The organism is Teichococcus rhizosphaerae (genome assembly GCF_002631185.1).
GTDB classification, from domain to species: Bacteria; Pseudomonadota; Alphaproteobacteria; order Acetobacterales; family Acetobacteraceae; genus Pseudoroseomonas; species Pseudoroseomonas rhizosphaerae.
The window spans coordinates 1-13,363 of the sequence record NZ_PDNU01000050.1 but is presented as its reverse complement, the minus strand read 5'-3'; the positions used below and the strand labels follow the sequence as shown (position 1 = coordinate 13,363).

Annotated in this window: 11 protein-coding genes and 1 pseudogene; 3 read left to right on the top strand and 9 right to left on the bottom strand. The window is 75.7% G+C overall.

Annotated elements, in window-relative coordinates:
• From CR162_RS19050 to CR162_RS19030, 5 genes are all read right to left on the bottom strand, one after another.
• Positions 1–1,116 (bottom strand): NADH:flavin oxidoreductase/NADH oxidase (locus CR162_RS19050; protein WP_099097102.1); only part of this gene is annotated, 1,116 nt, incomplete at its 3' end.
• A 10-nt stretch (positions 1,117–1,126) separates the two neighbouring features.
• Positions 1,127–2,002, bottom strand: a complete 876-nt coding sequence (locus CR162_RS19045; RefSeq protein WP_245870497.1) for a DUF2272 domain-containing protein — start codon at positions 2,000–2,002, stop codon at positions 1,127–1,129.
• Between the two features lie 10 nt (positions 2,003–2,012).
• Positions 2,013–3,974: a hypothetical protein gene (locus CR162_RS19040; RefSeq protein ID WP_099097101.1), complete on the bottom strand. Its 1,962-nt coding sequence runs from the start codon at positions 3,972–3,974 to the stop codon at positions 2,013–2,015.
• Between the two features lie 241 nt (positions 3,975–4,215).
• Complete coding sequence (locus CR162_RS19035) at positions 4,216–5,406, bottom strand: PA0069 family radical SAM protein (protein WP_099097100.1); 1,191 nt, start codon at positions 5,404–5,406, stop codon at positions 4,216–4,218.
• A gap of 128 nt (positions 5,407–5,534) precedes the next feature.
• On the bottom strand, positions 5,535–6,794 hold the full coding sequence (locus CR162_RS19030; protein ID WP_099097103.1) for a CCA tRNA nucleotidyltransferase: 1,260 nt from the start codon (positions 6,792–6,794) through the stop codon (positions 5,535–5,537).
• Positions 6,795–6,918: 124 nt separating this feature from the next.
• Here CR162_RS19030 and CR162_RS19025 point away from each other — a divergent pair, with 124 nt between their 5' ends.
• The 3 genes from CR162_RS19025 (at position 6,919) to CR162_RS19015 (ending at position 9,591) form a co-directional block, all read left to right on the top strand.
• Entirely contained in the window at positions 6,919–7,155 is a 237-nt protein-coding gene (locus CR162_RS19025; protein ID WP_099097099.1) for a CsbD family protein, read from the top strand.
• 105 nt (positions 7,156–7,260) lie between these two features.
• Positions 7,261–8,658 carry a dihydrolipoyl dehydrogenase family protein gene (locus CR162_RS19020; protein ID WP_099097098.1) on the top strand — a complete coding sequence of 466 codons (1,398 nt, stop codon included), beginning with the start codon at positions 7,261–7,263 and terminating at the stop codon, positions 8,656–8,658.
• A 6-nt stretch (positions 8,659–8,664) separates the two neighbouring features.
• A complete protein-coding gene (locus CR162_RS19015; protein ID WP_099097097.1) occupies positions 8,665–9,591 on the top strand; it encodes an NAD(P)/FAD-dependent oxidoreductase in 927 nt (308 codons plus the stop codon).
• A gap of 7 nt (positions 9,592–9,598) precedes the next feature.
• On the opposite strand, the gene CR162_RS19010 is transcribed toward CR162_RS19015, so the two are convergent.
• From CR162_RS19010 to CR162_RS22530, 4 genes and pseudogenes are all read right to left on the bottom strand, one after another.
• Positions 9,599–11,524, bottom strand: a complete 1,926-nt coding sequence (locus CR162_RS19010) for an AsmA family protein (protein ID WP_099097096.1) — start codon at positions 11,522–11,524, stop codon at positions 9,599–9,601.
• 111 nt (positions 11,525–11,635) lie between these two features.
• Positions 11,636–12,307: an ankyrin repeat domain-containing protein gene (locus CR162_RS19005; protein WP_141563244.1), complete on the bottom strand. Its 672-nt coding sequence runs from the start codon at positions 12,305–12,307 to the stop codon at positions 11,636–11,638.
• A gap of 69 nt (positions 12,308–12,376) precedes the next feature.
• Positions 12,377–12,730, bottom strand: a complete 354-nt coding sequence (locus tag CR162_RS19000; RefSeq protein WP_099097094.1) for a hypothetical protein — start codon at positions 12,728–12,730, stop codon at positions 12,377–12,379.
• A gap of 153 nt (positions 12,731–12,883) precedes the next feature.
• A pseudogene (locus tag CR162_RS22530) lies at positions 12,884–13,363 on the bottom strand (hypothetical protein); the annotation flags it as partial.

Here is a 13,363-nt window from a genome sequence, read left to right as displayed (position 1 = left end):
GAGCGCGGGCATCGGCTCGGCGATGGCATCGTCCATCGGCATCTTGCCCAGGGCGCCCCAGGCCCGGTCGTATTGCGGCGGGATGCGCAGCGCCTCGGTGCGGCCCAGCGCGGCCGCCGCGTGCAGCGGCCAGTAGGGGTCGCGCAGCAGGGCGCGGGCCAGCAGGATCAGGTCGGCCTTGCCCTCGGTCAGGATCTCCTGCGCCTGCCGCGGCTCGGTGATCATGCCGACGGCCGCCACCGGGATCCCGGCGCCGGCGCGCACGGCGGCAGCACCCGGCACCTGGTAGCCGGGGCCCACCGGGATCTGCGCCGGCACCAGCGCGCCGGAGGAGATATCGGCCAGGTCGATGCCCTGCGCCTTCACCTGCCGCGCCAGCTCCACCGTCTCCTCGGTGGTCCAGCCGCCCTCGGCCCAGTCAGTGTGGGAGAAGCGGATGGCCAGCGGCATGTCGTCCGGCACGGCCGCGCGCACGGCCTCCACCACCGCGCGCGTCAGCCGCGTGCGGCCGGCGAAGTCGCCGCCCCAGCCGTCGTTGCGCTGGTTGGAGAGCGGCGACAGGAACTGGTGCAGCAGGTAGCCATGCGCCGCGTGGATCTCGATGAAGCGGTAGCCCGCCGCCACCGCCCGCTTCGCCGTGGCGGCGAAGTCGGCGATCACCTGGGCGATGTCCGCCTCCGTCATGGCGCGCGGCATGGCAAGGCCCGGGAAGGCCACCGCGCTCGGCGCCAGCGGCTCCCAGCCATGCTGCTCCGGGCCGGCGACGCCGCCCACCCAGGGCGGCATGCTGCTGGCCTTGCGCCCGGCATGGGCGAGCTGGATGCCCGGCACCGAGCCGGCGGCGGCGATGGCGGCGGCCAGCCGCGCATGGCCGGGGATGTGCGCGTCGCTCCACAGGCCGAGATCGGCGGGCGTGATCCGCGCCTCGGGGCTGACGCCGGTGGCCTCCACGATCACCAGCCCGGCGCCGCCGATGGCGCGCGCATGCAGGTGCGCCAGGTGCCATTCCGTGGGCAGGCCGTCCGGCGCGCAGCTGTACTGGCACATGGGCGAGACGCCGATGCGGTTGCGCAGCGTCACCCCGCGCAGGGTCAAGGGCTCGAACAGGTCGGTCATGAAGGGTTCCTCAGCTGCCCGGGGCGTGACCCGGGAATTGCCAGGGCGGCAGTTGCCCCAGGCGGTTCTCGAACACGGCGAACCAGGCGGGGCCGCCGGCCGGGCGCGGCAGCAGCCGCCCGGCCTCGTCGGCCGGGAAGCGCGAAAGGGTGACGGCATCGGCCACGTTGCCGCCCACCGCCTCCACCGCGCCGGGGCCGGCGGCCACCACGATGTCGCAATGCATGGGCCGGAACTGGCCGATCTCGGCCCAGCGCTCCTGCCAGTGCGCCAGCGGCCGGCCGGAGCGGTCGGCGCAGACCAGGTCGCCCGGCCGGGGCGCGGCGGCCGACCAGTCGCGCGGCACGAAGGGGGCGGTGGCGGGAAAGGCCCGGGCATCGGCCAGCAGGCCGTCGATGTAGAAGGCATGCGCGGCGGAGAAGGGAAATTCCCGCCGGTCCACGCCGGCATTGCGCATCACGTAGCTGATGAAGGCGGCCGACCAGGCGGGCTCCGTCCACAGCGAGGCGGGCGCGCCGGGATGGGCGAGCGCGTTGGCGTAGCGGGCGCGGTTGCGGAGGATGGCGGCATCGCCCTCCTCCGTGGCGCGCCAATAGGCCAGCACGCGGGGGAAGTTGGCCAGCGCCGCCTCCGGCCCGGGCGGCGCCACGGCGGCACGCGGCGCATCCTCGTGCAGGCCGCCCGCCGCGGGGTCCACGACGATGCGGCCCCATTCCTCCCATTCCGCCAGGGCGAGGCGCAGCATCCGCTCGCGCGCCGCGGGCGGGTAGGGCAGGGGCGGCGCCAGGGCGGCGGTCGGCGCGGGCGGGGCGGCGCAGGCGGCCGGCAGCAGGGCCAGCAGCAGCGCCGCGCGGCCGGCATGGCGGCGCCAGTTGCGCAGGCTCACGGGCGGTGCCTCAGCCCAGCGCCGCGGCCGGCTGCGAAAGCCGCAGGATGGCCTCGTCGGGCGCCATCAGCCCCATCAGCACGGCGGGCTGGGTGGCGGCGTTGCCTTCCCCCGCCACCGGGCTGGTGAGCACCTCCAGCGTGTCGCCCAGGTCGCGCACGCGGCCGCGCAGCCCGGCGAAGCAGGCCTCGCTCAGCGCCGCGACGTGCTCCTGCTCGGCCGGCTCCAGCACGATGAAGCCGCCCTGGGCCGCCAGCCGCAGCGCGTTCAGCGCCCGCATCAGCAGCCCCAGCTTGAAGGACCAGAAGCCGCCATCCTCGTCCCATCGGCCATTGCGGCGCCGCCGCACGAAGGGGGTATCCAGCCGGTGCGGCCCCTTCTCCAGCGGCACGTCGAGGGTGCCGACCCGCACCGCCGCCAGGGCCTGCCGCAGCGCCGCCTGCACCGCCGGCTCCGGCCGGCGCGGCAGCAGCCGGGCCAGCGCCAGCATGGCGGCGGCGTGGCAGTCCAGATAGGCCGCCTGGCCGTAATCGGCGAAGGCGCCGCCCGCCTCCTCCGGCTGCTGCAGGCGCAGCAGCAGCGTCAGCCCGTCATCGAGCAGCGCCGCGTAGCGCGCCTCGCCGGTGGCGCGCAGCATGGTGTCGAGCGAGAGCAGGGCGAAGGCCAGGGCCCGCAGATAGGCGCGCCCCATGGCGGGCTCCCCGCCCGCCTCCATTCCGGCGAAGAACTGCGCCAGGTGCCGGTCGTACCAGACGCGCATCTGCGCCTGCCGCTCGGCCGGCAACGGCACCGCATAGGCGTTGCGGGCGGCGAAGAAGAGCTGCGTCGCCATGGCGTTGAGGGCGGTGCCGACATCGGCGCTCAGCCCGGCGTCGCGGCCCGAAAGGATGGCGGGATCGGCCAGGATCGCCTCATAGGCGGGCAGCCCCGCCGCATGGGTGCCGGCGGTGAGCAGCCGCGCCTCCCGGATGGCCGCCTCGGCGCCGCCTTCCAGCCGGGGAAAGAGGTAGCGCGTCAGCACCCAGTGCAGGCGCCCCTGCAGGCCCTGGGCCTTGATGCTGTGCAGCGCCTGGGGCGCGAGCGGCGCGATGTGGACGCCATTGGCAGCGCCCGGCGCCGCCTCCTCGGTCAGGCTGAACAGGCGGGTCGGGCCCTGGTGCAGCGCGATCAGCTCCGCGCCGGGCACCGGCAGGGGCTGGAGGCGCCCGTTCCGCTCGGCGACGAGGTGGCGGAAGGGCCGCTCCGGCTCGGCGGAAAGCGCGTCCAGCGCGGTGGTCAGCCGGACGTTCTCCAGCACCACCCCCGGCGCCGCGCGCAGCGTCACGCGCAGCAGCAGGCGCGGGTCACCGCCCCCGATGGCGTATTCGTAGCGCAGCCGCCCCACCTCGCGCTCCGTCTTGCGCAGCAGCCCGCCCTGCACCCTCAGCGCGCTCTCGTGGAACAGCACCACGCCGTCCGGCCGCGGCTCCACCCCGCAATCGACGATGCTGTCCTCCACGTCGAGGCAGTGGCGCTGCCGGCCGGTGCGGAACTCCACCAGGTGGCCGGTGTGGTGGATCTCGCGCCGCGCCGCGCCGCCGCGCACCGACTGGACCAGCACGCCGCGCGACAGGTCGCCGCGGAACTCGTGGCTCCGGGTGCGGATCAGGAACTGGCGCGGATCGGCGCTCCGGACCACGCATTCCGGCGGGGAAACGCGGCTGAACAGCAGGTGGCCCGTGCCCATTCCCAGCAGGAAGTCGGTCAGGCCATCGGCCATCCCCCTCCAGCGGTCATGCAGATGGGGCTGGGCCAGCATCTCGAGGGCGGTGGCGCTGTCGGCCGTCCAGCACCATTCCGAGGTGGGAAAGGGCGGATGGGTCTCGCGCAGGGCCGGCACCGCTTGCCCGTCGAGCGTGACGGTGCGGAGGAGATGCCGCTCCAGATAGGCGATGAGGCGGTCACGCTCGGGCTCGCGCAGCAATTCGGCCATCGGTCCTTCCGGCTCCGTTCCAGTCTGTGGCGGCATGATAGGCCGGAAGGCAAGGTGGCGCACGCAGCGCGGCGGATCAACCGCCCCCGCCGCCGCCACCCGCGCCTGCACGGCCCGTGCTTCCGCCGCCCGTGCTTCCACTGGCCGTGCTTCCACTGGCCGTGCTTCCACTGGCCGTGCTTCCGCCGGCCGTCATCCGGCGGCCGTCATCCGGCGGCCAGGGGATCAGCAGCCGGAGGGTTCAGAACAGGGCGAGCTGCCGGCCCTCGCCCGGCCGGGGAGGCACGGCGAACCGGGTGCAGTCCAGGCCTCCCTGTCCCATCCCCGCCTGCCCCATCCCCGCCTGCTCCATGCCAGCCGCCCCTGCCTCTCCCGCCCCCGCCGGCCCCGCGCGGTCCAGCCCCAGCCGGCGCGCCGCGACGCGGAAGCGGCGCGCCAGCATCTCGGCATAGGGGCCGGTGCCGGACATGCGCTGGGCGAAGTCCGCATCATAGGCGCGGCCGCCCCGCGTCTGCCGCACCAGGGAAAGCACCCGCTCGGCGCGGTCCGGCATGTGGGCGCGCAGCCAGTCCTCGAACAGCCCGGCGATCTCCAGCGGCAGGCGCAGCAGGACATAGCCGGCACGGCTGGCGCCGAGGCTGCTGGCGCGCTCCAGGATGCGCTCCAGCTCCATGTCGTTCACCGCCGGGATCATCGGCGCGGCGAGCACGGCGGTGGGGATGCCGGCCTCGCCCAGCGCGGCGAGGGCGGCCAGCCGCCGCTCGGGCGTGGCGGCGCGCGGCTCCAGGATGCGCGCGAGCCCCGCATCGAGCGTGGTGACGGACAGGCAGACGCGCACCAGCCGCCGCTCCGCCAGGCGCTTCAGGATGTCGATGTCGCGCAGCACGCCGGCCGACTTGGTGACGATGGTCAGCGGGTGGCCGAACCGCTCCAGCACCTCCAGCACGGCGCGGGTGAGCCGGAGCTGCCGCTCCACCGGCTGGTAGGGATCGGTGTTGGAGCCGAGCGCGATCGGGCGCGGCACATAGCCCGGCCTGCGCAGCTCCTTCTCCAGCAGCGCCGCCACGTCGGGCTTGAACAGCAGCCGCGTCTCGAAATCCAGCCCCGGCGATAGGCCGAGATAGGCGTGGCTCGGCCGGGCGTAGCAATAGACGCAGCCATGCTCGCAGCCGCGATAGGGGTTCACCGCCCGGTCGAAGCCGACATCGGGGGAGTTGTTCCAGGCGATGACGGTGCGGGAGGAATCGCGGGTCAGGGTGGTGGGCAGCGGCGGCAGGGCGGCGAAGCTGTCCTCCAGCGTTTCCCAGCCGTCGTCGAACGCCTCGGTGGCCAGCCGGTCGAAGCGCGCCGGCGGGTTGCTGGTGGCGCCACGGCCCTTCCGCACGCCTTCCAGCAGGGCGGAGGCGGCGGGGCGGATGCTGCCCTCCGGCATGGTCGGTTCCTCTTCCGTTCCGGCCGGACTCTGGGCGCGCGCGGGGGCGGAAGTCAAGAACATGGCAGGAACGCCATCCGCCCCGCCGCCACCCGGCAGGCATGGCATCGCACGGGTGGAGGGCGGCGTCAGGCGGATGCCCGGCGCCGCAATTCCTCCCGGCAGGCGGCGGCGGAGGCCTCGCAGCCGCCTTCCAGCCACCAGCGGCGCACCGCCGCCAGCGCATGGCCCACCGCCGGGCCGGGGGGCAGGCCGAGCGCCAGCGCGTCCCGGCCCTGCAAGGGAAACACCGGGCGCGGCGTGGCGGCGATCCGCGCGCGCAACGCGGCGCGGTCCTGCCCGTCCCGCGCCTCGGCGGCCCAGGCGGCGTCCAGGGCGGCGGCGGAAGGGAGCTCCGCCAGCCAGCGGCGCAGCGCGGCACCCTCCAGGCCGGGAGCGGGGAGCGGCGCCTCGCACAAAGCGCCGAGCCGCTTCGCCTCCTCGCCGGAAAGGCGCAGCCTGCGGGCCAGCGCGGCGGCCGGCGCGCCGGGCCGCAGCAGCACGGCCAGGCGCAGCACCGGGTCGGGCGGCGCGCCGAGGCGGCCGAGCGGGGCGAGGTCACCCGCTTCCGGCAGCACGGCGGGCAGCACCCCGGCCTCGCGCATCAGGGCCAGGGCGCCGGCCGGCTCCGGCGCCTCCAGCAGGCGCTTCAGCTCCATCCACACCCGCTCCGCCGAAAGCCGCGCCATTCCCGGCACGGCGGCGCGGATGGCGGCCAGCGCCGCCGCGTCCGGCGCGCCCCGCCCGTAGCGCGCCTGGAAGCGGAAGAAGCGCAGCACGCGCAGATAGTCCTCCGCCAGCCGCGTCGCCGGGTCGCCCACGAAGCGCACGCGCCCCGCGGCCAGGTCCTCGCGGCCGCCGAAATAGTCCCAGAGCCGCCCTTCGGCATCCAGGGAAAGGGCGTTGATGGTGAAGTCCCGCCGCGCCGCGTCCTCGCGCCAGTCCTCGGTCCAGGCCACGGTGGCGTGGCGGCCATCGGTGGCGAGGTCCCGCCGCAGGCTGGTCACCTCCACCGGCTGGTGGTCCAGCACGGCGGTGACGGTGCCGTGCCGCAGCCCCGTCTCGAACACCTTCAGCCCCGCCTCCCGCAGCCGCGCGGCGATGGCCTCGGGCGGCAGGGGCGCGGCCACGTCCACGTCGTGCACGTCCCGGCCGGCCAGCGCGTCGCGCACCGCCCCGCCCACCGCGCGCGCGCCGGGCAGCGCGGCCAGCACGGCGGCCGGAGCCCCCTGGCGCAGCCACACGGGCGGGACGATGCGGCCAGCGGGCGGATCGGCGGGCGGATCGGCATCGGGGCCGGCGCTGGCATCGCTTCCGGCGACGGGATCGGTGGGCGGGTTGGCGGTCATGGCGGCGGCAGGCACAGCACGGGGCGCGGCGCGGCGCAACACGCATCCAATCGCCATTTGCCGCGTTCAACCTGCGGACCGCCGCGCCAGAGGGCGCGGCACGATGGACGCAGGAGACGCAGACATGGACGAGAACCGCGTGACGGGCGCCGCCCGCGAAACCGTTGGCCGTGTGCAGGACGCCGTCGGCGGCCTGACCGGCAACCGGGACTACCAGGCGCGCGGCATGTCCAACCAGATGCAGGGCCAGGCCGAGAACGCCCTTGGCCAGCTCTGCGACAATGTCCGCGAGCAGCCGCTGACCTCGCTCGCGATCGCGGCCGGCATCGGCTACATCCTGGGCCGGCTGCGGATCCTCTGAGCAGGACGGCCACCGGCGGGGGCGCCTTGCCGCGCTCCCGCTCCGCGGCAACCCGCCCGCCCGGCGCGGTGCTGCCTCCCTGCCCCTAGCGCGGGACCCTCCCCCATGCCGGACACCGGAAACCCAGACGCCAGAGATCCAGACGCCAGGGATCCGGACGGCGGGCACTTCGACCTTGTCGTCCTCGGCTCCGGCACCGCCGGAACCAAGGTCGCCACCACCTGCCGCGCGGCGGGGTGGAGCGTGGCCGTGGTGGAGGTGCGGGACTTCGGCGGCACCTGCGCGCTGCGCGGCTGCGAGCCCAAGAAGGTGTTCTGGACCGTGGCGGAGGCCACCGAGCGGGCCCGCCTCCTGGCGCCGCGCGGCGTGGAGGGCGGCAGCGCGCTGCGGCTCGACTGGGGCGCCGCGCAGGCCTTCAAGCGGAGCTTCACCGACCCGGTGCCGGAGAACCGCGAGGCCAGCCTGCGCGAGGCCGGCATCGTGCCGATCCACGGCCAGCCCTGCTTCCTGTCGCCCGACACGCTGGCGGTGGGCGAGCGGCGCCTGACCGCGCGGCATGTGCTGATCGCCACCGGCGCGGCGCCGGCGCGCCTGCCCATCGAGGGCGCTGGCCTGCTCGCCACCAGCGACGACTTCCTGGCGCTGGAGGCCATGCCGGAAAGCCTGGTGCTGGTGGGCGGCGGCTACATCGCCTTCGAGTGCGCGCATCTGGCGGCCCGCGCCGGCGCGCGCGCCACCATCATCCAGGACGACGACAGGCCGCTGGCGCAGTTCGAGCCGGAGCTGGTGGCGCGGCTGCTGGAACGCACGCGCGCCCTCGGCATCGAGGTGGCGCTGAACTGCAAGGTGGAGCGCATCGCGCGGCGCGGCCAGGGCTTCGCCGTGGAATGCGGGAATGGCCGGACGTTCGAGGGCGCGCTGGTGGTGCACGGCCTCGGCCGCCGCCCCGCCCTCCAGGCGCTGGGGCTGGAAGCCGGCGGCGTGGCCACCGAGAAGGGCCGCCTTTCGCTCGACCCCTATCTGCGCAGCACCAGCAACCCGCGCGTCTTCGCCGCCGGCGACGCCGCCGCGCAGGGGCCGGCCCTGACCCCCGTGGCCAGCCACGACGCCGCCGTGGTGGCGCGCAACCTTCTGGAGGGCTGCCACACCAAGCCGGATTACGGCGTGGTGCCGAGCGCCGTCTTCACCATCCCGCCCATGGCCTCGGTGGGGCTGAGCGAGGCCCGGGCGCGCGAGGACCACCCCGGTGTGGAGGTGCGGCAGGGCGACATGGCGGGCTACCAGTCCGTCCGCCGCACGGGCGAGACGGCGGCGGCCTACAAGCTGCTGGTGGCGCCGGGCAGCGGACTGATCCTGGGCGCGCACCTGCTGGGGCCGGAAGCGCCGGAGGTGATCAACGTCTTCGCCCTGGCGATGCGCGCCGGCATGACGGCGGACGATCTTTCACGGATGATGACCGCCTACCCCAGTGGCGGCTCCAACATCGCCTCCATGCTGGGATAGAAGCCGATGCAGGCCGAATGGGACGTGGTGATCGTCGGCGGCGGCCCGGCGGGGATGAGTGCCGCGCTGCTGCTGGGCCGGGCGCGGCGGCGGGTGCTGCTCTGCGACTCGGGCGAGCACCGCAACGACCGCGCCACCGCCATGCACGGCTTCCTGACGCGCGAGGGCATCCCCCCCGCCGAGTTCCGCCGCATCGCCCGCGCCGAGCTCGCCGCCTATCCCGGCATCCAGGTGGCGCCGGTGGCGGTGACGGATGCGCAGGCGCGCGACGATGAGGGCGGCTTCGCCGTCACCCTGGCCGGGCGGGAGGCGCCGGTGCTCGCCCGCCGCCTGCTGCTGGCCACCGGCCTGCGCGACGAGCTGCCGGCCATCGAGGGGCTGGAGGAGCTTTACGGCCGCGACGTGTGGCACTGCCCCTATTGCGACGGCTACGAGCGGCGCGACCGGCCGCTCGCCGTCCATGGCGCGGGCCGCGAGGCGGTGCGCATGGCGCTGGAGGTGCGCGGCTGGAGCCACGACCTGGTGCTCTGCACCGACGGCACCGAGATCCCCGCGCGGGACCGCGCCCGGCTGCGCGGCCTCGGCATCGGGCTGCGGGAATCCCCGCTGGTGGCGCTGGAGGCGGAGGAGGGCCGGCTGCGGGCGCTGCGCTTCGCCGATGGCTCGGCGCTGCCGCGGGCGGGGCTGTTCCTGTCCATGCCGCAGCGGCAGCGCTGCGAGCTGGCCCTGAAGCTGGGTTGCGAGCTGACCAGCCGCGGCCTGCTGCGCGCCGGGCATGACGGGAGCACCTGCGTGAAGGGCCTCTACACGGCGGGCGATTCCTCGCCCCACCTGCAGATGGCCATCGTCGCCGCGGCGCAGGGCACCATGGCCGCCTTCGCCATCAACGCCGACCTGCTGCGCCAGGACCTCGCCGCCGAGCAGCGCGGCTGAAGCCCGCTCAGCGCGCCCGCCGCGCCAGCCCCTCGCAGCGCTTGTCCTCGCCGATGCCGAGCTGGATGGTGGGCAGCAGCGCCAGCGGCAGGGCGATGATGCCGAGCCCCACCGCCGCGCCGCCCCGCGCGCCCAGCTCCACCGGGTCCGGCAGCACGCTGGGGTCGCGGAACGGGCCGCGGATCAGGATGTCGGCGGGCAGGGAGCCGATGGTGAAGCTCTTGGCCTCGGTGCGCAGCGCATAGTCCAGCGTCTCGCGCGCCAGGTTGATGTCGCCCCGCCCGCTGATCACCGCGTCCTCCGTGTCGATCAGCACGGTGCGGGTGGAAAGGACGCCGCGCCGCAGGCCGAGATCGGCGACGAAGCACTGCACCCGCGTGCGGTCGGGCAGGCCGAGCGCCGACAGGATGGCGTTGCCCAGCCGCAGCCCCGACAGGTCCACCAGCAGCGCCGAGAGGTTGCCGCCCGCCATGCCGAGGGTGATGCCGCCATCGCCCCGGCCGAGCATCTCCGCCACGCTGCGGCCCTGCGTCTCGATGCGGGCCGAGCCGCCGATCGCCCCCTGCCCCTCGCCCATCGGCGTGACGCCCATCAGCCGCGACAGGTCGACGCGCTGGAAGGAGATCTGGGCCTTGGTGCGCAGCCCGCCGCCCTCGGCCGGCGCGGCGTCGAGGCCGATCTCGATCCGGCCGCGGCCGACGCCGAAGCGCAGCGGCTTGAGCGCGACGGCGCCGTCGGTGATGGCCAGCTCCGCGTGCAGGTCGTCGAGCGGCATGGCTTGCCCCAGGATCTGCGCGCCGTCATAGGTCAGGCGGACATCGGCGGACTGGAGCTTGGGCATGTTCACCGGCGTGTCGGGCAGCACGCGCTCGCGCCGGGCGGCGCCGGATGGGCGGCGCGGCGCATCGCCCGGGCTGGCGCCGATGAGCCCGCCGAGGTCGTCGAGATCCACCCGGCGGGAGCGCAGCGTGGCCGTCACCAGCGGGCGCGTGCCCTCGCGTGGCTCCACCGCGATGTCGCCGTTGAGGTCGCTGCGCCCGACCGTGCCCTCCATGCCGGTGAAGCGCACGGCGCCCGCCGCGTAGTCGAGCTGCCCGGTGACGCGGTAGGGCGGCGTGGGAGGGAAGGGCACGCCGGTCAGCGGCATCAGCAGCGCCATGTCGGGGCCCGAGAAATCCAGCCGCAGATTGGCGCCCGCGAAGCGCAGCGGGTCGCTCAGCGTGCCCCGCAGGGTGGCGCGGGTGGGGCCGTTCTGCAGCGACAGCTCCACCGGCCAGGGGTTGTCCGCGTCGCGCAGCGACAGCACGGCGCCGCCGAGCAGCTCGCCCGTGATGGGCTGGTCGGCATAGCGCCCCTCGGCCGCGACGCGCAGCCGCGAGGGCTGCCCCTCCGGATGCTCGGTCTCGGCGGTCAGGCGCATGTCGGCGCGCAGCGGCGCCAGCGCCACATGCGCCTCGCCGCCCGCGATGCGCAGCTCGCCCACCTGCGGCGCCGGCCCGGGCTCGGCCGCAGGCTCCGCCCCCTCGCCCTCGCCCGAGAGGGCGGGAAAGGAATAGTTGTTCCGCCCTTCCGCATCGGCCAGCACCTCGAGCCGGGGGCGGTCGATGACGATCTCGGGCAGCACGATGCGCCGCTCGCGGATGAAGGCCATCACGTCCACCCGCACCCGCAGGCTCGGCACGGTGGCGAAGGGCGGATCGGGCGGGAAGCCCTCCGGATTGTCCACGCGCAGATCGGTCAGGGTGATGTCGGTCAGCCGGCCGAGGCTCACATCGAGCCCGCCGATCTGCACGGGCCGGCCAAGCGCCGCCTCGGCGCGCCGCTCCAGCAGCGGGATGAACCAGGCCCAGGACCAGAGCAGCACCAGGGCGAGAAGCAGCAGCGCCGGGATGCCGGTCCAGATCAGCACCCGGCGCAGGGGTCGTGCCGCCATGGGTCATGGCCCTCCCATCCTCGGAGCCGCCAGGAACCGGCGGCCGCCGGGACAAGGAAAGCGCGGGCCCGCCCCCGGGTTGCGGAAAGGGAGGAGCGGGCCGGCCCCGGCTCAGCCGCCGGGGCGGCCGGCGTCGAAGCCCAGGAAGCCCCGGTCCGGCCTCGGCGCGCCGCCATCCTCGCTCCAGAGGCGCGGCGCGGCGGGGGCGGGGCGGGGCGCGGGGGCTGCGGCCACGCGGGGCGCGGGCGCCGGGCGCGGGGCGGGGCCGCCGGACAGGCCGGGCGGCGTGGAGGACGCCGCGGCGGGAGCGGGCGCCATGGCCGGCGCCGGCCCGCGGGAGGAGAGCAGGAAGAAGGCGATCTCGCTCCGCCCCTGGTCCACCGCCGAATCGATCGGCGTCAGGCCCAGCATGTTGCGGGCGCCGAGATCGGCGCCGCGCGCCATGGCGTCGCGCGCGGCGGCGAGGTCGCCGCGGTTGATGGCGTCGAACAGCGCCTCGTTGGGGCCGAGGTTCTGCCCGGCCTCGGCGGGGATCGGCGCCGGGCTCCGGCGGCCGGCCAGCCCCGGCAGGGCCGGCGGCTCGGCGCGGCGCGGCTGGGCCTGGGCATCGGGCGTCATCGGGCCGCGCAGCCGCTGGTACTGGTCCTGCGCCTGGGCCGGCGGGCCGATGAGCAGGCCGGCGGCTACCGTGGCGGCCACGGCGGCGCCCAGCAGGACGGCGCCCAGCGGGAAGGCGCCCAGCGGGAAGGCGGATGATGAGGCGGGCATCGGGAGACGGCGCATGGCGTCCTTCCTAGACCATTTGCGGCGCCGGGCGAAGCCATCCGGCGCGGATCGTCATCGTGGTGGCGGTCAGTCGCAGCCCTGGCCGCGCGCGGTAAAGCTCTCGACCCTGTCGTTGCGGATCGCGAAGGTCATGTCGCACTGCACCACGGCATAGCTGGAGGGCGTGTGCCAGGGCCGGCGATAGCCGTAATAGCCATAGCCCCAAGGGTCGCCCGGCACCAACACGGTCTGCCGCTCCTCGAACTGCAGGAAGCGCCGCCCTCCCGTCTCATAGGTGCGGACCGGCACGCCGAGCCGGGCGACCAGCTCCGCCTCGCTGCGGTTGATGAAGGTGGAAAGGCGCTGCTCCAGCGTCGGGCCAGGGGCGGCGCAGCCCGCCAGAAGGGCAGGCAGGAGAAGGGCAGGCAGGATGCGGCGCATGGCGTTCAATCCCTTTTCCCAACAGATAGGAAGCCCGCGCCGCATCATCCAGAAGCCGGCGCCGTGTCGCCGCGAGGGCGGGTGCCTGGCAGGCCCGGAGCAGCAGGAGGCCCGGAGCGGGAGGAAGCCGGGAGCGGCGCGGGAGGCGCGCGCCTACCGCCCCTCGCGCCGCCAGGCCACCAGCGCCAGCCCCAGCACCAGCGGCAGCGCCAGCCAGGGCGGCAGCAGCGGCAGGGCGGCGATGCCCGTCACCAGATGGTCCTGGTTCCGCCGCAGCCCGATCCAGTTGCCGCCCGAGGCGTCGCGCCCCGCCGCCACCCGGCGTAGCTCCGGCACCGCGGGCTCGGCGCCGGCGCCGAGCCAGTGGGCGCCGCCGCCGGTGGCGCGGGCCAGCGGCAGGGCGGCGCCCGCATCGGCGCGGAGGTCGGCCATCTCGGGCGGGTTGGCGGCGGCCGAGGCGGCGAAGGCGGTGCGGCGGCCATCGCTCGCCTGCCACACGCCGGCCAGGCCGGCGGGCAGCTCCAGCACCGCCTGCCCGCCCCCCGCCGGCCGCGGCGCGCGGCGCGTCACCGTGCCGTCCGGCGCGGTCACCGTGATCTCGGGCGGTGCCCCGGCCTCGACGCTGCGGCGGGT

Coding starts and splice junctions, on each gene's coding strand:
- CR162_RS19015 (WP_099097097.1), top strand. CDS start 8,665: ATGCAGGCCGAATGGGACGTGGTGATCGTCGGCGGCGGCCCGGCGGGG.
- CR162_RS19025 (WP_099097099.1), top strand. CDS start 6,919: ATGGACGAGAACCGCGTGACGGGCGCCGCCCGCGAAACCGTTGGCCGT.
- CR162_RS19005 (WP_141563244.1), bottom strand. CDS start 12,307: ATGCGCCGTCTCCCGATGCCCGCCTCATCATCCGCCTTCCCGCTGGGC.
- CR162_RS19040 (WP_099097101.1), bottom strand. CDS start 3,974: ATGGCCGAATTGCTGCGCGAGCCCGAGCGTGACCGCCTCATCGCCTAT.
- CR162_RS19030 (WP_099097103.1), bottom strand. CDS start 6,794: ATGACCGCCAACCCGCCCACCGATCCCGTCGCCGGAAGCGATGCCAGC.
- CR162_RS19010 (WP_099097096.1), bottom strand. CDS start 11,524: ATGGCGGCACGACCCCTGCGCCGGGTGCTGATCTGGACCGGCATCCCG.
- CR162_RS19035 (WP_099097100.1), bottom strand. CDS start 5,406: ATGCCGGAGGGCAGCATCCGCCCCGCCGCCTCCGCCCTGCTGGAAGGC.
- CR162_RS19000 (WP_099097094.1), bottom strand. CDS start 12,730: ATGCGCCGCATCCTGCCTGCCCTTCTCCTGCCTGCCCTTCTGGCGGGC.
- CR162_RS19020 (WP_099097098.1), top strand. CDS start 7,261: ATGCCGGACACCGGAAACCCAGACGCCAGAGATCCAGACGCCAGGGAT.